Raw genomic sequence first — 21,615 nt, 5'->3', positions numbered from 1 at the left:
CACCACCCAGGCGCCGCGCTGCCGGGCCAGTGCCTGCAGATGGCGGATGAGCGCGGTGGCCACGCCGAGGCGGCGATGGCTGGCGCGCACGGCCAGGTCGTAGATGTAGATCTCGCTGCGCGCCTGCTCGATCTTGTGCAGTTCGTAGGCGGCCAGCCCGCCCACCACCTCGTCGCCCTGCACAGCGGCCAGCGCGATGAAGGTCTCGGAGCCCAGCAGGCGGCGCAGGTAATCCGGCCCGGGCCGCGCGCGGTCGTAGGTGTCGGGGTCATCGAAGGCCTGGCTGAACACATCGAGCAGGCGAAGCGCCAGGTCGGTGTCCGAGGGTGTGAGCCGGATGGTGGTGAGCTCGGTGGCCGGTTGCATGCCGGTGCTCCTGTGGTGGGGAGACGGCATGGTACTGGTGACAACACGCCGCTTCCCGATGAGGGCCACTGGCGCCGGCGCAGCCGAAGGCCTATGCTGTGGCGCCGGCCCGGTGGCCTGGCGGGCGCCAGGCGGCTGGTCGCGGCCGGTTCGAGCGAAAGGACTGTGTATGTTGTCCACTGCTTCTGTCACCACCATGCTGCCCGTGAAAGACATCGACCGCGCACGGGCGTTCTACGAGGGTTGTCTCGGGCTGGCACCGGGCGGGTTCAAACCCGACGGCAAGTTCGTCTATTCGGTCGGTGGCACCACGCTGGCCCTGTTCCCCAAACCCGATGGCACCAAGGCCGACCACACCGCCATCAGTTTCCAGGTCAGCGACATCGCCGCCAGCATCGAGGCACTGAAACGCTCGGGTGTGGTGTTCGAGGACTACGACTTCCCAGGGCTGAAAACGGTGAACCACGTCTGCGTGCTCGGCGCCGAGAAGGCCGCCTGGTTCAAGGACACCGAGGGCAACTACCTCTGCCTGCACGAGGACCTTCCCGCGTAGTTCAGCGGGCACCGAGCAGCCCGAACACCCAGTACACCGCAATCGCCATCTGCACCGCGAACGCGGTGAACCGCGCGCTGACGGCGGCCGGCGAGGTCGACGCGAGGTGGATGAACGACTGGACGACGCGGGCACCCAGCAGCACCCAGGCGAGCGGGTCGGTGACGGCCGCGCGATCCGCGGCTATGGCAACCAGCATGAGCCCGCCGAAGACGGGCAGTCCTTCAAGGCAGTTCGCATGCGCGCGGGCCAGGCGCTGCATGAAGGGCGAGAGGTTGGAGTTGTCTGGGTTGAAGCCGTTGGCGGGCACCTTGCCGCTCAGCACGAGCCAGGACCGTATGGCTTCCATGAGCACCAGCAGGCACAGGGTCCAGGCGATGAATCCGAGAAGCGCTTGCAGTGTGGCAGTCATGGTGCGGACTCCCGGCTGCTGGCGCAGGCGACTTGCCTCCGGGGGACCACGCAGCCAGACGTACTGTAGCCCGCAACCCCAGACTGGCAGCCCCCAACCCCACACGGGCACACATTCTGTTAGCTTGCGGCCATGGCCCTCTCGCTCGACTTCCTCGCCCTGCCGTTGCTGGTCGCCGCAGCGCTGGTATTCGTCAGCGTGCTCGCCGGCGTGGTTTCGACCCGGGCCGGGTTCTCCTTCCTGCTGGTGTTCCTGCTGGCGGGCGTCCTGGCCGGCGAAGACGGACCGGGTGGTCTGGTGTTCAACGACTTCCGGCTCAGCTTCTGGGTGGGCAACATCGCGCTGGCAGTGATCCTGCTCGATGGCGGGCTGCGCACCGACTTCGACACCTTCCGCACCGGACTGAAACCTTCGCTGCTGCTGGCCACGCTGGGCGTGGTGCTCAGCGCGGGCATCACCGGCGCGGCGGCGCGCTGGCTGCTGGACCTGTCCTGGGCGATGGCGCTGCTGGTGGGCGCCATCGTGGGCTCCACCGACGCCGCCGCGGTGTTTTCGCTGCTCAAGTCCTCGGGCGTGCGGCTGAACGAGCGCGTGGCCGCGACGCTGGAGATCGAGTCCGGCATGAACGACCCGATGGCGGTGTACCTGACGCTGGCCTTCATCGGCGTTGCGCTGGCGGCCACCAACGGCTCGGGTGCCGGGCTGTCGACGCTGGAGGTGCTGCGCTCGCTGGCCCTGCAGTTCGGCTGGGGCGGGGCACTGGGACTGGGTGCGGGCTTCGCGATGGCGGAGCTGCTCAAGCGTCTGGGCCGGGGCGTGGACGGCGGTGGCGGCATCCGCGCACTGCTGCTGGTCTCGGGCGGGCTGACGGTGTTCGCGGCCACCACCTGGCTGGGTGGCTCGGGTTTTCTGGCGGTGTACGCGATGGGCGTGATCGCGGGCAACCGGGCGCGGCGGCAGGTGCGCTCCTCGCTCTCGGCCATGGACGGCTACGCCTGGCTCTCGCAGGCGGGCATGTTCCTGCTGCTGGGCCTGCTGGTCACGCCGTCGCAGCTGCTGCCCACCCTGGGGCCGGCGCTGGGCGTGTCGCTGGTGCTGATGGGGGTGGCGCGGCCGCTGGCGGTGGCGCTCTGCCTGGTGCCGCTGCGCTTTCCGCCGCGCGAGATCGTGTTCGTCTCCTGGGTGGGCCTGCGCGGCGCGGTGCCCATCGTGCTGGCCATGTTCCCGCTGATGGCGGGCGTGCCGGGCGCCCAGACCTTTTTCAATGTCGCCTTCGTCGTGGTGCTCACCTCCCTGCTGCTGCAGGGCTCCACCATTGCCTGGAGTGCAAGGCGCCTGGGCCTTGCGATGCCCGAGCCGGACGACCTGCGGGCGAACCGCCTGGTGTTCGGCGACTTCGTGATCGACGGTGCGACCCCGATGGACACCCTCTGCGCGTTCTATGGCCTGCCGGTGCCGCCCGACGCGCCGACCGATGTGGCGACCTGGATGCGCGAGGAACTGCGCCGCCCCGCCGTCGAAGGCGACAGCGCCATGCTCGGCGCGGCGGAGCTGAGCGTGCGCGCGCTCGAAGGCGGACGCATCACGCGGGTGGGCATCCGGCTGGGCTGAGGCCGGCCGGGCGCCCACCCGCAGTTTCAGGCATTCAGGTCGGCGCCAGCGGCAGTGCCGTCTTGTAGCGCACCTGCTTGAGCGCAAACGACGAGCGGATCTTCTCGACCTGAGCGATGGGCGAGAGCTGTTCGAGGATGAAGCGCTCCAGCGCCGGCATGTCCGGCACGGCCACGCGCAGCAGGTAGTCGGCGTCGCCGGACATCAGGTAGCACTCCATCACCTCCTCGCGCAGCGTGATGCGCTCCTCGAAGGCCTGCAGCGCCTTGCGGCTCTGCTGCCTGAGGCTGATGGAGACAAACACGTTCAGGTGCAGCCCGAGCTGGCCGGCGTCGAGCAGGGCGACGTACTGGCGGATCAGCCCGCTGGCTTCCATGGCGCGCACCCGGGCCAGGCAGGGCGAGGGTGAGAGGTGCACGCGGCGGGCGAGCTCCACATTCGAGAGGCTGGCGTCCCGCTGGAGCTCTTCCAGAATCCGGCGGTCGGTGGCGTCCAGGTGGTTTGCGCTGCTTTTCATTGAATCGGCGGTACATCGTGCTGTGGGAGGCCCGATTGTTCAGCAAGTCCGGCAACACATGCGCGTGCGGCTTGCCTACAGTCCTGTGCACACCCGGAGAAATACCCTTGAGCAGCCGCACCGACCACCCGCACCAGGACAGCCCCGACCTCGACCCGGCCGAAACCCAGGAGTGGCGCGATGCCCTGCGCTCGCTCATCGCCACCCAGGGCCCGGCGCGCGCCCGCACCATGCTCGACGAGCTGGCCCGCCTGGCGCACGAGCAGCGCGTGGGGTGGCAGCCCGAGCGCAACACGCCCTATGTCAACACCATCGCGGTGGACGACCAGCCCCCGTTCCCGGGCGACCTCGCCATTGAAGAGCGGCTGGCCTCGCTCATGCGCTGGAACGCACTGGCCATGGTGGTGCGCGCCAACAAGGCCTACGGCGAACTGGGCGGCCACATCGCCAGCTACGCCAGCGCGGCCGACCTGTTCGAGTCCGGCTTCAATCATTTCTTCCACGCGCGCAGCCACCGCCATGGCGGCGATCTGGTGTTCTTCCAGCCCCACAGCGCCCCCGGCGTCTACGCCCGCGCGTTTCTGGAAGGCCGCCTGAGCGAAGCCGACCTGGCGCACTACCGGCAGGAAATCGTGGCGCCCGAACACGGCGCGCGCGGCCTCTCCAGTTACCCGCACCCCTGGCTGATGCCCGACTTCTGGCAGTTCCCCACCGGCTCCATGGGCCTGGGGCCGATCAGCTCCATCTACCACGCGCGCTTCATGCGCTACCTGAGCGACCGGCACCTGCTCGACTGCGCGGGTCGCAAGGTCTGGGGCGTGTTCGGCGACGGCGAGATGGACGAACCCGAGAGCATGTCGGCGCTGACCCTTGCCGCCCGCGAGCGGCTGGACAACCTGGTCTGGGTGGTCAACTGCAACCTGCAGCGCCTGGACGGCCCGGTGCGCGGCAACGGCCGCATCATCGACGAGCTCGAACGCCTGTTCGCCGGCGCCGGCTGGAACGTCATCAAGCTGGTCTGGGGCAGCGACTGGGACGGCCTGTTCGCGCGCGACCACAGCGGCGCCCTGGTGCGTGCCCTCCAGGGCACGGTGGACGGCCAGATGCAGACCTTTGCGGCCAAGAACGGCCGCTTCAACCGCGAACATTTCTTCGGTCAGAACCCCGAACTGGCCGCCCTGGCCCAGGGCATGACCGATGAGCAGATCGACCGCCTCAAACGCGGCGGACACGATCTCGTCAAGATTCACGCCGCCTACGCCGCCGCTGCCGCCCACAAGGGGCAGCCGACGGTGGTCCTGGCCCACACCAAAAAGGGCTATGGCATGGGACAAGCGGGGCAGGGAAAGATGACGACGCACAGCCAGAAAAAACTGGACGACGCCGACCTCATCGAGTTCCGCAACCGCTTCAACCTGCCGCTGACGGATGAGCAGGCCACAAGCCTCACCTTCTACAAACCCGCGGCCGACAGCCCCGAGATGCAGTACCTGCACGCGCGCCGCGCCGCCCTGGGCGGCCACCTGCCGCGCCGCGAGACCGCCTGCGAGGCGGTGCCCGTGCCATCCCTGGACAGCTACGGCCAGTTCGCCCTCGCCGCCGGCGGCAAGGAAATGAGCACCACCATGGCCTTCGTGCGCATGCTGGGCAACCTGCTCAAGGACGACACGCCCGGCCCACGGAACCTCGGGTTCCGCCAGCGTCTGGTGCCCATCGTTGCCGACGAGGCGCGGACCTTCGGCATGGCCAACCTGTTCAAGCAGGTCGGCATCTACAGCAGCGTGGGCCAGCGCTACGCGCCAGAGGACATCGGCTCGGTGCTGAGCTACCGCGAAGCCAAGGACGGCCAGATCCTCGAAGAAGGCATCAGCGAAGCCGGCGCCATCGCCAGCTGGACGGCGGCGGCCACCAGCTACAGCGTGCACGGCCTGGCCATGCTGCCCTTCTACATCTATTACTCGATGTTCGGCTTCCAGCGCGTGGGCGACGCCATCTGGGCCGCCGCCGACCAGCGCGCCCGCGGCTTTCTGCTGGGCGCCACCTCTGGCCGCACCACACTGGGCGGCGAAGGCCTGCAGCACCAGGACGGCAGCAGCCACCTCGTGGCCGCCACCATCCCCAACTGCAAGGCCTACGACCCGGCCTACGCGGGCGAGCTGGCCGTCATCGTCGACCACGGCATGCGAGCGATGCTGGAGCAGCAGCAGGACGTTTTCTACTACGTGACGCTGATGAACGAGAACTACGCCCAACCCGACCTGCCCGAAGGCGCGGCGGCCGGCGTCATCGCGGGAGCCTACCTGTTCGAGCGCCTGGGCCCGGCCGAAGGACCCGGCGTCACGCTGATGGGCTCGGGTGCCCTCCTTGGCGAGGTGCGGCAAGCCGCACAGCAACTGGCCGCACAGGGCCTGGGCGTCGACGTGGTCAGCGTCACCAGCTGGAGCGAGCTGGCGCGCGAAGGCGCCGCGGCCGGCACCGCCGTGCCCTACATCGCGCGCCTGCTGGGCCAGACCCGAGGCCCCATCGTGGCCGTGTCCGACTACGTGCGCGCCGTGCCCGACAGCGTGCGCGCCTTCCTGCCCGCCGGGCGGCCCTGCGCCACCCTGGGCACCGACGGTTTCGGCCGCAGCGACACCCGCGCGGCGCTGCGGCGCTTCTTCGCGGTGGACGCCACCAGCATCGTGGAGCGCGCGATGGCCCTGCGGACGGCGACGCCCTGACGGCGGCGGTCCGACTTATTACCCGGGTAAAAATGAGCTATACTTTTACCCGGGTAATATTCGGACACCGCTCGCATGCCATCGCTTTCTCCACACTGGATCGTTTTTGAACACCATCGCCGGCTGGCCCTTGGCGAGCCGGCCGGCGTGATCGCCGCTGTGCAGCAGCGCCTGGCGGCCCAGCCCGAGGCGCTGCCGCTGGTGCTCGACGCCGTCACCAGCGAACGCATCGAACTGGACTGGCGAACACCCGCCGCCCAGTTGCTGGCGCAGCTGCCGCCCGCCCCGGCCGCTGACGAACCGGACGAGGCAACCGGCAGCGACACCCCGCGCGGCCCCGGCCGGCCCAAGCTGGGCGTCACGGCCCGCGAGGTCACCCTGCTGCCGCGCCACTGGGACTGGCTGGCGCGCCAGCCCGGAGGCGCCTCGGTGGCGCTGCGCAAGCTGGTGCAGTCGGCCATGCGCGACGGTGGCTCGACCGAGGCGCAGCGGCGCGCCACCGAAGCGGCCTACCGCTTCATGTCCATCGTGTGCGGCGACCTGCCGCAGTACGAAGAAGTCAGCCGGGCACTGTTTGCCGGCGATCTGGCGCGGGTGGACGCGCTGGCGGCGGACTGGCCGGCCGATGTGGCGGCCCACCTGCGCAGCCTGCTGGCGCGCATTGACGAGGTGGGGGTGCGGAACTAAACTACTGACCAGTCAGTCATTAGAAGATGAATTCCGCGCTCTCCCCCACCAAACGCGAACGCCGCAAGGAAGCCCGCCCGGGCGAACTGCTGGACGCCGCGCTCGCCCTGTTCGTTGAAAAAGGCTTCGCCGCCACGCGCGTCGAGGAGGTCGCCGCGCGCGCCGGCGTCTCCAAAGGCACCCTCTTCCTCTACTTTCCCAGCAAGGAAGAGCTGTTCAAGGCGGTGGTGCGCGAGACCATCGCCGGCCGCTTCGGCGAATGGAACGAGGAACTGGCCGCCTTCACCGGCGACAGCGCGGCACTGCTGCGCTACACCATGAACAGCTGGTGGGAGCGCATCGGCATGACCGCCGCCTCGGGCATCACCAAGCTGGTGATGAGCGAGGCCGGCACCTTCCCCGAGATCGCCAGCTTTTACCAGCACGAGGTGATCGACCCCGGCAAGGACCTGCTCAAGCGCGTGCTCAAGCGCGGCATCGACCGCGGCGACTTCCGGCCGATGGACCTGGACAGCGCGGTCTACAGCCTGATCGCGCCCATGATCTTCCTGCTGATGTGGAAACACTCCATGGCGCCCTGCTGCCCGCCCAGCGACCGGCTGGACCCGCAGGCCTTCCTCGACACCCAGGTCAGCCTGCTGCTGGACGGCATGCGCGTGCGCGCCTGAACACACAACAACTGCCCACCAAGACGCCCCATGAACGCACCCGCTTCCCGTTCCGGCTGGATCAAATGGCTGCTGCTCGCCCTGCTCGTGATCGCCATCGCCCTGGGCGTGGCGCGCGCGCTGGGCAAGCGCAAGGCGCAGAGCGAGGCAGCCACGGCGGCCGCTGCCGCGGCGCAGAAGGCCCCGGTCTATGAGCTGCCGCCGCAGGACGTCGCGACGGTCGAACCGCTGGAGCTGGCGCAGTCGGTCGGTGTCTCGGGCTCGCTGCGCGCGCTGCAGGCCGCCGCCATCAAGGCCCGCGTGGCCGGCGAGGTGCAGGGCATCAGCAAGCGCGAGGGCGATGCGGTCAAGGAAGGCGAAGTGGTCGCCCGCATCGACAGCACCGAGGCCCAGGCCCGCGTGCGCCAGGCCGAGCAGCAGGCAAAGTCGGCGCTGGCCCAGGTGGCGATCGCCAGGCGCGCGCAGGACAACAACCAGTCGCTGGTGCAGCAGGGCTTCATTTCGGCCACCGCACTGGAAACCTCGACCAACAACCTCGCCGCCGCCGAGGCCAACCACCAGGCGGCCGTCGCGGCGCTGGACATCGCGCGCAAGGCGCTGGGCGACACCACGCTGCGCGCGCCGCTCTCGGGCCAGGTCTCGGCCCGGCTGGTGCAGAACGGCGAACGCGTGGGTGTGGACGCCCGCATCCTGGAGGTGGTGGACCTCAGCGGCTTCGAACTGGAAGCCGCGCTCGCCCCGGCCGACGCGGCCAGCGTGGCGGTGGGCCAGAAGGCCCGGCTCAAAGTCGAGGGTCTGGGCCAGCCGGTGGACGCCACCGTGGCGCGCATCAACCCCAGTGTGCAGGCCGGCAGCCGCAGCGTGCTGGTCTACCTGCGCCTGCCCGCCACGGCCGGCATGCGCCAGGGCCTGTTCGCGCAGGGCGAGATCGTCACCGGCCAGCTCCGGGCGCTGGCGGTGCCGCTCTCGGCGGTGCGCAACGACAAACCCCAGCCCTACATCCAGGTGATCCAGGACAACAAGGTCGCGCATGTGCCGGTGAGCCTGGGCCGCCAGGGCCAGCACCGGGGTGAAAACATGCTGGTGATCGACGGTGTGGCCGCCGCACCGGCGGGCACCCAGCTGCTGCGCGTGCAGGCCGGCCTGATCCGCGAGGGCACCGAGGTGAAGCTCGCGGCGCCTGCCGCCGTGATCCCGGCCAAGGCCGCCGCCAACTGAGCGCCGCACCATGTGGTTCACCCGCGTTTCGCTGCGCAACCCGGTCTTCGCGACCATGGTCATGCTGGCCCTGCTGGTGCTGGGGCTGTTTGCCTTCCAGCGACTGAAGGTCGACCAGTTCCCCAACATCGACTTCCCGGTGGTCGTGGTCACCACCGAGTACCCCGGCGCTTCGCCCGAGATCGTTGAGTCGGAAGTCACCAAGAAGGTCGAAGAAGCCGTCAACGCGATTGCCGGCGTCAACGCCCTGACCTCGCGCAGCTACGAAGGCCAGTCGGTCGTCATCATCGAGTTCCAGCTGCACATCGACGGCCGCAAGGCCGCCGACGACGTGCGCGAAAAGATCGCCATTCTCAAGCCGAGCTTCCGCACCGACGTGAAGGAGCCGCGGGTGCTGCGCTTCGACCCGGCCAGCCGGGCGATCTGGTCGGTGGCGGTTCTGCCGGATGTGGCCGCCCAGAAAGCGCCCTCCGCGGTTGAACTCACCACCTGGGCCGAACAGACACTCAAGAAGCGGCTGGAGAACGTGCGTGGCGTGGGCTCGGTCACCCTGGTGGGCGGTACCCGGCGCGCGGTCAACATCCACCTCGATCCGGCCGCCATGGAGGCACTGGGCGTGACCGCCGACCAGGTCACGACGGCGGTGCGCAACGAAAACCAGGACCTGCCGGTCGGCACGCTCAAGACCAGCGAACGCGACCGTGTGGTGCAGGTGCTCTCGCGCCTGAAGAACCCGCAGGATTTCGGGCAGATCATCGTGGCGCGGCGCGGCGGCAGCCCCGTGCACCTGTCGCAGGTCGCCCGCGTGAGCGACGGCACGCAGGAAGTCGAGAGCCTGGCGCTCTACAACGGTCAGCGCACCCTGCTGCTGCAGGTGCAGAAGGCACAAGACGAAAACACCATCGCGGTCACCGACGGGCTGAAGGCCGCCGTCGAATCGCTGAAAGCCGATCTGCCGCCGGGCGTGAAGCTCGAACCGATTGCCGACGGCTCGCGGCCGATCCGGGTCTCGGTCGAGAACGTGCGCCGCACCCTGATCGAAGGCGCGCTGCTGACCGTGCTGATCGTGTTCCTGTTCCTGAACTCGTGGCGCTCGACGGTGATCACGGGCCTGACGCTGCCGATCTCGGTGATCGGCACCTTCTTCTTCATGAACCTGTTCGGCTTCACCATCAACATGATCACGCTCATGGCGCTGACGCTGTCGGTGGGTCTGCTCATCGACGACGCCATCGTGGTGCGCGAGAACATCGTGCGCCACGTGCAGATGGGCAAGAAGCCGTTCGACGCCGCCATGGACGGGACCTCGGAAATCGGCTTGGCCGTGCTGGCGACCACGCTGTCCATCGTCGCGGTGTTCCTGCCCATCGGCTTCATGGGCGGCATCATCGGCAAGTTCTTCCACGAGTTCGGCATCACCATGGTCGCGGCCGTGCTGATCTCGATGTTCGTGAGCTTCACGCTCGACCCCATGCTGTCCTCGGTCTGGCACGACCCCGAGATCGAGAAGCACGGAAGACATCTTGCGCCGGTGAGCCTCTACGACAAAACCATCGGCCGCATCACCGGCTGGTTCGACCACGTGCAGGACCGGCTGGCCGACACCTACCAGGGCGCGCTGCGCTGGTCGCTCTCGCACAAGCTCTCGACCATGGCGCTGGCGCTGGCGGTGTTCGTCGGCAGCGTCTTCATGCTGCCGCTGCTGGGCACCGAGTTCGTGCCCAAGGCCGACTTCTCCGAGACTTCGCTCTCTTTCCACACGCCGGTCGGCTCTTCGCTGCAGGCGACCGAGGCCAAGACGAGACAGGTCGAGGCCATCCTGCGCGAGTTCCCCGAGGTCCAGTACACGCTCTCGACCATCAACACCGGCAACGCACAGGGCACCATGTACGCCAGCGTCTACGTGCGTCTGGTGGACCGCAAGGAACGCACGCTGAACGCTGACGCCATGGCCGCCAAGCTGCGCGACCGGCTGCGCACCGTGCCCGGCATCACGGTCACGCACGCGGGCCTGCTCGACCCGGTGGGCGGCAACAAGCAGATCGAGTTCTCGCTGCAAGGCGACGACCTGGCCGAGCTGGAACGGCTGACCGCGCAGGTGGTGGAACGCGTGCGACCGATCGTCGGCCTGGTCGACCTGGACGCCAGCGTCAAGCCCAACAAGCCCACGGTGGACATCGTGATGCGGCGCGAGATCGCTTCCGACGCGGGCCTGGGCAGCGCGGCGGTCGCCAGCAGCCTGCGCACCCTGGTGGCCGGACAGACGGTGGGCAACTGGCGCGCCGCCGACGGCGAGAGCTACGACGTCAATGTGCGGCTGGCGCCGGAGCAGCGCGCCCGTGCCGACGACCTGGAGCAACTGCCCTTCGTGGTCGGCAACAACGCCGACGGCTCGGCGCGCGTGGTGCGCCTGGGCCAGATCGCCGAGGTGGTCGATGCCACCGGCCCGAACCAGATCAACCGCCGCAACCTCAACCGCGAGGTCGCAATCAGCGCCAACGTGTACGGCCGCTCGGCCGGCGAGGTCTCGGGCGAGATCCGCCAGGTGCTCGACCAGATGAGCTTCCCGCCGGGTTACCGCTACGAGTTCGGCGGATCGACCAAGAACATGCAGGAGTCCTTCGCCTACGCCGTCTCGGCGCTGGCGCTGGCGATCATCTTCATCTACATGATCCTGGCCAGCCAGTTCCAGAGCTTCCTGCAGCCGCTGGCGCTGATGACCTCGCTGCCGCTGACGCTGATCGGCGTGGTGCTTGCGCTGCTGATGTTCGGCTCGACCATGAGCATGTTCTCGGTCATCGGCATCGTGTTGCTGATGGGCCTGGTGACCAAGAACGCCATCCTGCTGGTCGACTTCGCGATCCGGGCCCGGGAAGGCTTTGAGGGCCAGCCGCCGCTGGACCGCGAAAACGCCCTGCTGCTGGCGGCCCGTGTGCGGCTGCGCCCCATCCTGATGACCACCCTGGCCATGGTGTTCGGCATGGTGCCGCTGGCCTTCGCACTCACCGAGGGCTCCGAGCAGCGCGCCCCCATGGGCCAGGCGGTGATCGGCGGTGTCATCACCTCGTCGATCCTCACCCTGGTCGTGGTGCCGGTGGTCTATTGCTACATGGACGATCTGGCCAACTGGGTGCGCCGCCGGCTGGGCTTTGCGCCGGTGCCGTCGGCGGCCCGATGACCCCCGCTCGGTAAAATCGGAACAGATCGGCTAACATACCCACCGGAGTATCAAAATGACCTCTTCGACGCCCCTGAGCCTCGACCGCGCCCGCTTCAACATGATCGAACAGCAAGTCCGCCCCTGGGATGTGCTGGACCCGGCCGTTCTGGAGTTGCTCGACCGCGTCAAGCGCGACCAGTTCGTCTCGCCCGTGCAGAAGGCGCTGGCCTATGTCGACATGGAGTTGCCGCTGGGCAGCGGCGCCGACCAAGTCATGCTCGCACCGCGCGTGCAGGCCCGCATGGTGCAGGACTTGGCGCTGAAGGCCACCGACAAGGTGCTGGAGATCGGCACCGGCAGCGGCTACACCACCGCCCTGCTGGCCAGCCTGGCCCAGCGCGTGGTGTCGCTGGAAATCGACGACACCATCGCGAGCGCCGCGCGCCAGAACCTCCAGCAGGCCGGCATCACCAACGCCGAGGTGCGGGTGGCCGACGCCGCCGCCAACGGCTTTGCCGCCTGCGCCGCCGAGGGCCCCTGGGACGCCATCCTGTTGGCTGGTTCGGTCGCCGAAGTGCCGTCCGCCCTGCTGGCCCTGCTGGCCAAGGGCGGTCGTCTGATCACCATCGTCGGCCACGAGCCGATGATGCGCGCCACCGTCGTCACGCGGGTGGACGACGCCGGTTTACGCACCGAGCAGCCCTGGGACACGATCGCGCCGCGCCTGCGGAACTTCGCCGAACCCTCGCGCTTCTCCTTCTGAGCCACGGCACCATGCAAGCCATCCACCCCGCCCAACTCGACGATTGGCTGCAGCACGCCAGCGCACAGCAACCCGGCGTGCTGCCGGTGGTGCTGGACGTGCGCGAGCCCTGGGAGCTGCAGACCGCCTCGGTCCGGCCCGACGGCTTCGAGCTGGTGGCCATGCCGATGCGCAGCGTCCCGGCCCGCTACCTCGAACTCGAACGCGACCGACCCATCGCCTGCCTGTGCCACCACGGCGCCCGCAGCGCCCAGGTGGCGCACTTCCTGATCCAGAACGGCTTCACCGCCGTCGTCAACGTCCACGGCGGCATCGACGCCTGGTCCCAGCAACGCGATCCCGGGGTTCCCACCTACTGACCCCAGCGCGCACCGTTCCCAAGGAAACCTCATGACCGCTGCCCCGTCCTCCGCCCTCCGCCGCCCCGCCCTGCCCCGCCTGTGCCTGGCGGTCGCCCTCGCGCTGGGCGTCACAGGTGCCCAGGCCCAGAGCCTGGTAGAGCTGTACGAGGCGGCGCGGGGCTACGACACCACGCTGCAGGCGGCGCGCGCGCAGTACGACGCCAACCTCGCCAAGGCCGACCAGGCCAAGGCGGGCCTGCGCCCGCAGGCGGGGCTGGGTGCGGGGGCCAACTGGACCAACAGCCGCAACGACGTCACCGACACCAGCCGCACGAGCAACTCGCAGAACCTCACCCTCTCGGCCAGCCAGCCGCTGTACCGACCGGTCAACCGCTACAACGACGAGCAGGGCCAGCTCTCGGTGGAGATCGCCCGCGCCCAGCTGGAGGCCGCCGAGCAGGACCTGATGGTGCGCAGCGCCCAGGCCTACTTCGACGTGCTGGCGGCGCAGGACACGCTGACCTTCGTGCAGGCCCAGAAGACCGCCGTCGCCGAGCAGCTCGCTGCCGCCAAGCGCAACTTCGAGGTCGGCACCTCCACCGTCACCGATTCGCGCGAGGCTCAGGCCCGCTACGATCTGGTGCTGGCCCAGGAGATCGCCGCCAGCAACGACCTGCTGGTCAAGAAGCTCGCCCTCGACCAGCTGGTCGGGCGCAGCGGCGCCAGCCCGAAGCCTCTGGTCACGCCCGTGAACCTGCCGGTGGTGCAACCGGTCAGTGCCGAGGCCTGGGTGGAGCAGGCGCTGAGGCAGCACCCCGCGCTGCGCCAGGCCGACAAGGCCTTCGAGATCGCCGAGGTCGAGGTGCAGAAGGCCCAGGCGGGCCACAAGCCCACGCTGGACCTGGTGGGCCAGTACCAGGTGGCACGCGGCCCCAACGCGAACTTCCCCACCGCCGGCAACGTGCGCACCAACAACGCCAGCGTCGGCCTGCAGTTCAACCTGCCGCTGTACGCCGGCAACGCGATCGAGAACCGGGTCCGCGAAGCGCTCGCGCTGGTCGAGAAGTCGCGCGCCGACCGCGAGACGGCCATGCGCAACATTTCGCAGGCCATCCGCAGCGCCTACTTCGGCGTGGTCTCGGGCACCGGCCAGGTCAAGGCCCTGGAAGCGGCCGAGGCGTCGAGCCAGAGCGCGCTGGACGCCAACAAGCTGGGCTACCAGGTCGGTGTGCGCATCAACATCGACGTGCTCAACGCCCAGAGCCAGCTGTTCCAGACCAAGCGCGACCTGGCCGTGGCGCGCTACAACGTGCTGGTGGGCCAGCTGCGCCTGAAACAGGCCGGCGGCGTGCTCAAGGCCGAGGACCTGCAGCCGGTCAACACCCTGCTCGCCCGCTGACTTTCCCCGCAGCGGTGCTGCGATAAACTGCTGCACCTCCTGCGGCGGACATGTCGTCCGCTCGCGGGGTGAGAGCCAAAGGTGATTCATGCAAGCGGTCAATGTGCTGTGCATCAAATGGGGCAAGAAGTACGGCCCCGAGTACGTCAACAAGCTGCACAGCATGGTCCGCCGCCACCTGCACCGGCCGTTCCGGTTCGTGTGCCTGACCGACGACGGCGTCGGCATTGACCCCGCCATCGAGGTCAAACCCATTCCCATGGTCGGCTTCGACGAGTTCGACCAGCGCAAACCCTGGACCTTCGGCCACGGCTGGCTCAAGCTGACCTCGTTCGCCAACCCGCTGTACGACCTGCAGGGCCGCACCCTGTTCCTCGATCTGGACATCGTCATCCTCGACAGCCTGGACCCGTTCTTCGAGCAGCAGGGCGAGTTCATCGTGATCAAGGAATGGGACAAGAAGGACGGCACGGGCAATACCTCGTGCTACCTCTACACCATCGGCGCGCACGCCGACGCACTGGAGCATTTGAAAAACGACTACCCCGCCTCGATCGCGCCGGTGCGCAACGAGCAGGAGTTCATCACGCTCTACCTGGCGCGTCAGGGCAAGCTCAGCTACTGGCCCGAGGAGTGGTGCCGCAGCTTCAAGCGCCACTGCCTGCAGCCGGGCATCATGGGCTGGTTCAAGCCGCCCACCATTCCCAAGGGTGCCCGCCTCATCGCCTTCCATGGCAAACCCAACCCGCCCGACGCCATCGCCGGCGAGAGCGGCAAGTGGTACCGCCGTGTCCTGCCGACCCAGTGGGTCGCCGACCATTGGCGCTGAACAAGGCCAGCCTGGCCCAGCGCGGCTACCGGCTGCTGCTGCGTGGTCTGACGCTGCCCCTGCTGGGCTGGCTGTGGCTGCGCGGCCGCAAGGACGCCGGCTACCGTGAGCGCCTGCGCGAGCGGCTGGGCTTCATCCGCATCGAACCCGCGTCGATGGGCGGTGTCTGGATCCATGCCGCGTCCGTGGGCGAGGTGCAGGCGGCGCGCCCGCTGATCGCGGCACTGCGCGAGACCTGGCCCGACCATGCCATCACGGTCAGCACCCAGTCGCCCACGGGCGCACGCACGCTGCGCTCCCACTGGGGCGATCAGATCCGCCATGTCTTCGCACCCATCGACACACCCGGCGCCACCCGCCGCTTCCTGGACCGGCTGCAGCCGTCCCTGCTGGTGCTGATCGAGCGCGAGATCTGGCCCGAGATGCTCTGGCAGTGCCGGCAGCGGCTCACACCCGTGGCCCTGGTCAATGCCCGGCTGTCGGCCGACTCGGCCCAGTTCTACCAGCGCTGGCGCGCCCTGATGGCGCCGGTCTGGTCTCAGATGGCCGTGGTCGCCGCGGCCGACGCTCCCAGCGTGGAGCACTACGCGGCCCTCGGCGTGCCCGCCGACCGGCTGGTTCTCACCGGCAACCTGAAGTTCGACCAGCGCGACACCCCCGAGGACCCGGATCGCCTGCCCTGGCTGGCGGGGCGGTCCATCGTGGTGGCCGGCAGTACGCACGAGGGCGAAGAAGCGGCCTTGCTGCTGGCCTGGCCCGAGCTGGCGCGCCAGCACCCGGGCGCGCTGCTGATCCTGGTGCCCCGTCACCCCGAGCGTTTCGACGAGGTGGCCGAACAGATCACTGCCAGCGGTCTGAGCTTCGTGCGACGCAGCCGTGGCGAAACGCCTGCGGCCAGCACCGCGGTGCTGCTGGCCGACACCATGGGTGAGCTGGGCACCTGGTACCTGCACGCCAGCGTGTGCTTCATCGGTGGCAGCCTGGTGCCCATCGGCGGCCACAACGCGCTGGAGGCCATGGCCTGCGCCCGGCCGGTGCTGTTCGGCCCGCACACCCACCACTTCCAGGAGTTGTACCAGGACGTCGAGGCCTGCGGCGCCGGCGAGCGTGTCGACTCGGCCCGCCTGATGCTGCACACCGCCGCGCAGTGGATGCGCGACAAGGGTCTGCTGCAGCGCATGGGCCAGCAGGCACGCGACTTCGTGCTGCGCCAGCAGGGCAGCAGCCAGCGCAGCCTGCAGGCGCTGCGCCAGGTGTGGGCACCGATGCGGCCCGAGCGCCTGGCGCCGGCCCGTGCCTCATCGCCGGCTGGGCAGACCCTCTGGTTCGATCCGGCACAGGTCGCCGACGCGGCGCCAGACCTCTTCACCCCACCGTCGCAGGAAGGCGCCGCCCTGGCCACCGGCAGTGGCCGCGGCCAGGCCCACCGCGTGGCACTGGTCCATGGCGAGGGCGTGCTGCGCCACTACCGGCGCGGCGGCCTGATGGCCCGGCTCAGCCCGGACCGTTACCTCGGGCGTTCGCCGCTGTCCAGCCGGTCCATGAACGAGTTCACGCTGCTGCGTCGCCTGCGCGCCTGGAACCTTCCGGTGCCTGCGCCCGTGGCTGCGCGGCAGGTGCGGGGCCTCATCGGACACACCGCCGACATCGTGGTCGCGATGATTCCGCAGACCCGCAACGTGGCCCAGGCGCTGTCCGAAGGACCGTTGCCCGCCGCGGCCTGGATCGCGCTCGGGCGCGCCATCCGGCGCCTGCACGACCGCCAGGTGTTCCATTCCGACCTGAACTGCCACAACCTGCTGCTGGACGCGCAAGGCGGCGCCTGGATCGTGGACTTCGACAAATGCGGCCTGCGTCCTGGCGAGGTCTGGAAACAGGACAACCTGGAACGCCTGCGCCGCTCGCTGCGCAAGGAACAGGGTCGCCGCAGCCCGTTCCACTGGGACGAGGCGCGCTGGGACGACCTGCGCAAAGGCTACGCCGGCGAAGCCTGAACAGTGGCCGGTGGGCGCCGGCCCGCCGAGGCCATCAGCAGCGCAGTCATCAGGATGAAGAAGTGGCTCTCGGTCGACAGCCACAGTGAGCTGTGGGTCATGTTCGAGGTCAGCATGATGCTTACGAAGGCCAGCATCAGCGCCCGGTGCGTCGAGCGGACGCGCAGGCCCTGCCGAACGATCGTCCCCATGAACCAGAGGATCAGAACGAAGCCCGGCAGCCCCTGCTCGAAGTAGAACAGGATGAACTGGTTGTGCGGGTGCGGGCAGATGGCGTCGCAGAACTTCGGATCCTTGAAGTACGCGCGCGCCAGCACCGGGTACGAGGCGGTTCCGGCCCCCATCAGCTTGGCGTTGTCGAAGTCGGTCTGCCGGACCATGAAGCGCCAGACCTCGATCCGGGCGCCGATCGAGGTCACGGTGCCCGCGCTGTGGTTCTGGGCCTCCTGCCACGCCAGGTTGGTGCGGTGCTGGAACTGCGGCGAAAGCGTGTAGGCCGACATCAGGGCCAGCGCGCCGACCAGCACCACGCCCAGCAGCATCTGCGGGCGGCGCCAGAGCACCGCCAGCGAGAACACGACCGTCGCCAGCAGCAGGCTGAGGTAGCCGGTGCGGCCCTGGGTCAGCACCAGGATGCTCGCGGCGGCCAGACCGGCCACCAGCCAGCACAGGACTTTCTTCCAGTTCGCAGAGACCCTGTTGGCCCAGTGCACGCACAGGGCGGTGAACAGCGACATCATGATGCCCTGCGAGATGTGGTCCTTGAACACCGTGTGGTCGGCGCCGAAGCCCTGGTTGTAGGTGCGCGACCAGGGCAGCTGGAACCACACGTTCAGCCAGGTGGACATCAGGGTGAACAGCATCGCCAGGCCGAACGCCGTCCAGCAATGTGCTCGGTCCTCCCGGCGCGCCAGCAGGAAGATGAACACCGGCAGCAGCAGGAACTTCACGTACTTCTTGTAGTAGCCGCCGATTTCCTCCCAGCTGGCCGGCGACCAGAACGAGGCCAGCACGATCAGCAGCACCAGCGCCAGCGCGGGACGCACCACCGGGTTGGCCCAGGATCTGCGCAGAAACTCCCGCAGGTCGGTGCCGTCGAGACTCAGCGCCCACAGGACAACGACGATCAGCATCAGGCTGTTGGCCAGCGCCACCGACATCGGGAAGGCGCCGAACAGCAGCGCCAGGCTGTAGATGGCCGCCCTGCGGGCAAACGTTCGGAAACTCATTGCAGACTTGTCGTGGGAATGGGGTGCCGGTTCTGAAGGTCAGCGTTGACTCAGCGCTTGACCATGGTGTCGCCGGGCACCGGCCGGTCGTAGCGGATGATGGCGTAGCGGAAGAAGCACTCCAGCGCCACCAGCAGGCAGAACAGGAAGCCCTCCGCGCCGCACAAAAAACCGCGCCGGAAGATGTAGAGACGGATGAAGTTGCTGGTGGCCGAGGCCAGCCCGCGCAGCACGCCGCCGCGGCGGCCCGCCTGCACGCGGCGCACCGCGCCGAGCTGGGCGTATTGCGCCATCTTGAGCAGGCCGCCGTAGACCGACTCCCGCGAGTGGTGCAGCAGGCGGGTGCGGAAGGTCTTCACGGGTGTGGCCGGGTCGCGCAGCACGGCGTGTTCGTGCACCACGCCCTCGTAGCGCAGCAACTGGCCGGTACGGAACAGCCGCCACACGCCGCCCTCGGTCTTGGCCATGCGGTGCAGGGTGCGACCGAACGCCACCTGGTCCCAGTAGATCTTCCACACCGCGTGCTCGCCGGACGCCACCGCCGCACGGATCTCGTCCCGCAAGCCGGGCGGGATCACTTCATCAGCGTCCAGGAAGAAGATCCAGTCGGTCTGCACATGCGCCATGAGCCGGTTGCGCTGCTCGGCGAAACCGCGCCAGTCGGGATACAGGTGCACCTGGGCGCCCATCTCCTGGGCGATCTCGCGCGTGCGATCCTCGCTGCCGCTGTCGATCACCACCACCTGGTCGGCGAACGACGCACTCTGGATGCAGCGCGCGATGCGGTGTGCTTCGTTGAGCGTGAGGATGCCGATGCACAGCGTCGGCTTGCGGTGTTCAGCCACGGGCCCTCCAACCGATGAGCCCGCGCCAGCGGCCGAACATGCGGGCCAGCAGCTTGGGCGAAAACACGATGGCCCGCAGGGGCAGCCCCAAGGTGGTGGTCACCAGCAGCCAGCGGCGCAGGCGCTGCGCTTCTTCCCGCGAACGGTACTTGGTGGCAAACAGCAGCTTGGACTGCGCGTGGTGGAAGCCCCGGGCGTATTCGTGCCGCCAGGGCGACGCGCCGCGCACCGAACCGCGCGAGTGGTGGATCGCCTGCACCGCGGGCACCACGACGATGTTCTGCTTCGCATTGAACAGGCGCAGACACAGGTCATCGTCCTCGTAATAGAGGAAGAACTGCTCGTCGAAGAAGCCGACCTCCCGGAACGAGGCCATGCGCAGCAGCATTGCCGCACCGCAGACGAAGCCCACACAGGTGGGCCCCGAAGCCCCCGGACCACGGGGCGCCCACCAGGTCTGCGGAAAGCGGTAGTTGATCTCGGGTTTGCCGGCGGCGCTCACGAGTTGCGGCGCCAGCACCGCGGCCTGGGGCATGGCCGCCGCCGTGGCCAGCAGGGCCTCCAGCCCCGGACCGTCGATCTCGCAGTCCGGGTTCAGCAGAAAGGCGAACGGGGTCTGCACCCGCGCCAGCGCACGGTTGTTGGCGGCACCAAAGCCCAGGTTGCGGCCGTGGTCCAGCACGATCGCGTGCGGCCAGAGCCGGCGCGCCGACCCTGCCGTACCGTCGGCGCTGCCGTTGTCCGACACGATGACGTTCGGGCAGCGCGACAGCAGCGTGTTGAGGGCCGGCAGGCAATGCGCGCTCTCGCGCGTGACCACGATGATGGTGACCGCACCAAGGGCCCCACCACTCAGGCGCGCAGGGTCCAGCGACACGTCGTGGCGGCTCGGCACCAGCGGTCCCTCAGTGCGCGCTCGCGCCCACCACCGCGTCGGGCTTCGCCTGGCGCAGCAGGTCCAGCATGGCCTGTTCGATCCGGTGCAGCGCCTCGGGGGTGTGGCCCTCGAAGCGCAGCACCAGCACCGGCGTGGTGTTGGACGCACGGATCAGGCCAAAGCCGTCGGGCCAGTCCACCCGCAGACCGTCGATGGTCGAGACCTTGGCCGGCGCTTCGAAGCGCGCGAGAGTGAGCAGTTGTTCCACCACGGCGTGGGGTTCGCCTTCGGCGCAGGCCACGTTGAGTTCCGGCGTGCTGTGCGAGGTCGGCAAGGCATTGAGCACCGCGTTGGCATCGGGGCTGCGGCTGAGGATCTCCAGCAGGCGCGCACCGGCGTAGCTGCCATCGTCAAAGCCGAACCAGCGTTCCTTGAAGAAGATGTGGCCACTCATCTCGCCACCCAGCGGGCTGTCCAGCTCCTTCATGCGCGCCTTGATCAGCGAGTGGCCGGTCTTGTAGATGTTGGCCACACCGCCGGCCGCCTCGATGGCCGGCGCCAGGCGCTGCGAGCACTTGACGTCGAAGATGATCTGGCCGCCCGGCACGCGCGAGAGCACGTCCTGCGAGAACAGGATCATCTGGCGGTCGGGGAAGATGTTCTGGCCGTCCTTGGTCACGATGCCCAGGCGGTCGCCGTCGCCATCGAACGCCATGCCGAGCTCGGCATCGGTCTCGCGCAGGGTGCGGATCACGTCCTGCAGGTTCTCGGGCTTGCTCGGGTCCGGGTGGTGGTTGGGAAACTCGCCGTCGACCTCGCTGAACAGCTCGATCACCTCGCAGCCCAGCGCACGGAACAGCGCCGGGGCGGAGGCGCCGGCCACGCCGTTGCCGCAGTCCACCACGACCTTCATGGGGCGCGAGAGCTTCACGTCGCCGACGATGCGGTCGGTGTAGGGCGCCAGCACGTTGACATGGCGCACCCGACCGCCGTCCCGGCGCACGTGGGATTCGGCTTCCATCATCCGGCGCAGCGCCTGGATGTCTTCGCCGTAGATCGCCCGGCCGCCCATGACCATCTTGAAGCCGTTGTAGTCCTTGGGGTTGTGACTGCCCGTGACCTGGATGCCGCTGCTGCACAGGGTGCAGGCCGCAAAATAGAGCATCGGGGTGGTCGCCATTCCGATGTCGATCACGTCGATGCCCGCGGCCACCAGGCCGCGGATCAGCGCCGCCGACAGGCCGGGGCCGCTGAGCCGCCCGTCGCGGCCCACCGCCACCGAGCGTTCGCCCTGCTGCAGGGCCACCGTACCGAAGGCCAGGCCCAGGGCTTCCGCCACCGTTTCGTTGAGGGCGCCGGGAACGATGCCCCGAATGTCGTAGGCCTTGAAGATGGAAGCGGTCACTTGCATGGTCGTCGCTCGCGA

General features: G+C 68.8%; 19 protein-coding genes. 12 read left to right on the top strand and 7 right to left on the bottom strand.

Annotated elements, in window-relative coordinates; all coding sequences use genetic code 11:
- On the bottom strand, positions 1 to 366 hold a 366-nt coding region (locus RCO38_RS14135; protein ID WP_308328978.1), incomplete at its 3' end, for a GNAT family N-acetyltransferase.
- Between the two features lie 169 nt (positions 367 to 535).
- Here RCO38_RS14135 and RCO38_RS14130 point away from each other — a divergent pair.
- Complete coding sequence (locus RCO38_RS14130) at positions 536 to 919, top strand: VOC family protein (protein ID WP_308328977.1); 384 nt, start codon at positions 536 to 538, stop codon at positions 917 to 919.
- Between the two features lies 1 nt (position 920).
- Here RCO38_RS14130 and RCO38_RS14125 read toward each other — a convergent pair whose 3' ends face one another.
- The gene (locus RCO38_RS14125) at positions 921 to 1,331 is read right to left on the bottom strand and encodes an MAPEG family protein (protein WP_308328976.1); all 411 of its coding nucleotides are present in this window, start codon (positions 1,329 to 1,331) and stop codon (positions 921 to 923) included.
- Between the two features lie 132 nt (positions 1,332 to 1,463).
- On the opposite strand from RCO38_RS14125, the gene RCO38_RS14120 reads away from it, so the two are divergent.
- Positions 1,464 to 2,942, top strand: a complete 1,479-nt coding sequence (locus RCO38_RS14120) for a potassium/proton antiporter (protein WP_308328975.1) — start codon at positions 1,464 to 1,466, stop codon at positions 2,940 to 2,942.
- A 34-nt stretch (positions 2,943 to 2,976) separates the two neighbouring features.
- Here the strand turns inward: RCO38_RS14120 and RCO38_RS14115 are convergent, their stop codons facing one another.
- The gene (locus RCO38_RS14115) at positions 2,977 to 3,459 is read right to left on the bottom strand and encodes an Lrp/AsnC family transcriptional regulator (protein ID WP_308328974.1); all 483 of its coding nucleotides are present in this window, start codon (positions 3,457 to 3,459) and stop codon (positions 2,977 to 2,979) included.
- Positions 3,460 to 3,566: 107 nt separating this feature from the next.
- Here RCO38_RS14115 and mdeB point away from each other — a divergent pair, with 107 nt between their 5' ends.
- The 10 genes from mdeB to RCO38_RS14065 all read left to right on the top strand — a co-directional run bounded on the left by mdeB (position 3,567) and on the right by RCO38_RS14065 (position 17,238).
- Positions 3,567 to 6,179 carry an alpha-ketoglutarate dehydrogenase gene (gene mdeB / locus RCO38_RS14110; RefSeq protein WP_308328973.1) on the top strand — a complete coding sequence of 871 codons (2,613 nt, stop codon included), beginning with the start codon at positions 3,567 to 3,569 and terminating at the stop codon, positions 6,177 to 6,179.
- Between the two features lie 75 nt (positions 6,180 to 6,254).
- Positions 6,255 to 6,866: a DUF2239 family protein gene (locus RCO38_RS14105; protein ID WP_308328972.1), complete on the top strand. Its 612-nt coding sequence runs from the start codon at positions 6,255 to 6,257 to the stop codon at positions 6,864 to 6,866.
- 26 nt (positions 6,867 to 6,892) lie between these two features.
- A complete protein-coding gene (locus RCO38_RS14100) occupies positions 6,893 to 7,534 on the top strand; it encodes a TetR/AcrR family transcriptional regulator (RefSeq protein WP_308328971.1) in 642 nt (213 codons plus the stop codon).
- A 30-nt stretch (positions 7,535 to 7,564) separates the two neighbouring features.
- Complete coding sequence (locus RCO38_RS14095; protein WP_308328970.1) at positions 7,565 to 8,752, top strand: efflux RND transporter periplasmic adaptor subunit; 1,188 nt, start codon at positions 7,565 to 7,567, stop codon at positions 8,750 to 8,752.
- A 10-nt stretch (positions 8,753 to 8,762) separates the two neighbouring features.
- Positions 8,763 to 11,930 carry an efflux RND transporter permease subunit gene (locus RCO38_RS14090; protein ID WP_308328969.1) on the top strand — a complete coding sequence of 1,056 codons (3,168 nt, stop codon included), beginning with the start codon at positions 8,763 to 8,765 and terminating at the stop codon, positions 11,928 to 11,930.
- Positions 11,931 to 11,985: 55 nt separating this feature from the next.
- Positions 11,986 to 12,675, top strand: a complete 690-nt coding sequence (locus tag RCO38_RS14085; protein WP_308328968.1) for a protein-L-isoaspartate O-methyltransferase family protein — start codon at positions 11,986 to 11,988, stop codon at positions 12,673 to 12,675.
- An 11-nt stretch (positions 12,676 to 12,686) separates the two neighbouring features.
- Positions 12,687 to 13,034, top strand: coding sequence for a rhodanese-like domain-containing protein (locus RCO38_RS14080; RefSeq protein WP_308328967.1), 348 nt, complete (start codon positions 12,687 to 12,689; stop codon positions 13,032 to 13,034).
- 31 nt (positions 13,035 to 13,065) lie between these two features.
- Complete coding sequence (locus RCO38_RS14075) at positions 13,066 to 14,415, top strand: TolC family outer membrane protein (protein WP_308328966.1); 1,350 nt, start codon at positions 13,066 to 13,068, stop codon at positions 14,413 to 14,415.
- Between the two features lie 88 nt (positions 14,416 to 14,503).
- The gene (locus tag RCO38_RS14070; RefSeq protein ID WP_308328965.1) at positions 14,504 to 15,244 is read left to right on the top strand and encodes a glycosyltransferase; all 741 of its coding nucleotides are present in this window, start codon (positions 14,504 to 14,506) and stop codon (positions 15,242 to 15,244) included.
- Positions 15,235 to 17,238 carry a 3-deoxy-D-manno-octulosonic acid kinase gene (locus tag RCO38_RS14065; protein ID WP_308328964.1) on the top strand — a complete coding sequence of 668 codons (2,004 nt, stop codon included), beginning with the start codon at positions 15,235 to 15,237 and terminating at the stop codon, positions 17,236 to 17,238. The genes RCO38_RS14070 and RCO38_RS14065 overlap by 10 nt, the downstream gene beginning before the upstream one ends.
- On the opposite strand, the gene RCO38_RS14060 is transcribed toward RCO38_RS14065, so the two are convergent.
- From RCO38_RS14060 to RCO38_RS14045, 4 genes are read right to left on the bottom strand one after another with little or no spacing between them, the layout of a single operon-like run.
- Positions 17,220 to 18,467 (bottom strand): O-antigen ligase family protein, encoded by a 1,248-nt coding sequence (locus RCO38_RS14060; RefSeq protein WP_308328963.1) that lies wholly within the window; start codon positions 18,465 to 18,467, stop codon positions 17,220 to 17,222. The genes RCO38_RS14065 and RCO38_RS14060 overlap by 19 nt on opposite strands.
- 50 nt (positions 18,468 to 18,517) lie before the next feature.
- Positions 18,518 to 19,312: a glycosyltransferase family 2 protein gene (locus RCO38_RS14055; protein WP_308328962.1), complete on the bottom strand. Its 795-nt coding sequence runs from the start codon at positions 19,310 to 19,312 to the stop codon at positions 18,518 to 18,520.
- Entirely contained in the window at positions 19,305 to 20,207 is a 903-nt protein-coding gene (locus RCO38_RS14050; RefSeq protein ID WP_308328961.1) for a glycosyltransferase family 2 protein, read from the bottom strand. Before RCO38_RS14050 ends, RCO38_RS14055 begins: the two co-directional genes overlap by 8 nt.
- A gap of 10 nt (positions 20,208 to 20,217) precedes the next feature.
- Positions 20,218 to 21,600, bottom strand: coding sequence for a phosphomannomutase/phosphoglucomutase (locus RCO38_RS14045; RefSeq protein WP_308328960.1), 1,383 nt, complete (start codon positions 21,598 to 21,600; stop codon positions 20,218 to 20,220).
- Positions 21,601 to 21,615: the final 15 nt, after the last annotated feature.

The organism is Hydrogenophaga pseudoflava (genome assembly GCF_031020795.1).
Taxonomy (GTDB): domain Bacteria; phylum Pseudomonadota; class Gammaproteobacteria; order Burkholderiales; family Burkholderiaceae_C; genus Hydrogenophaga; species Hydrogenophaga pseudoflava_A.
This window is presented reverse-complemented; position numbering and strand designations above follow the sequence as displayed.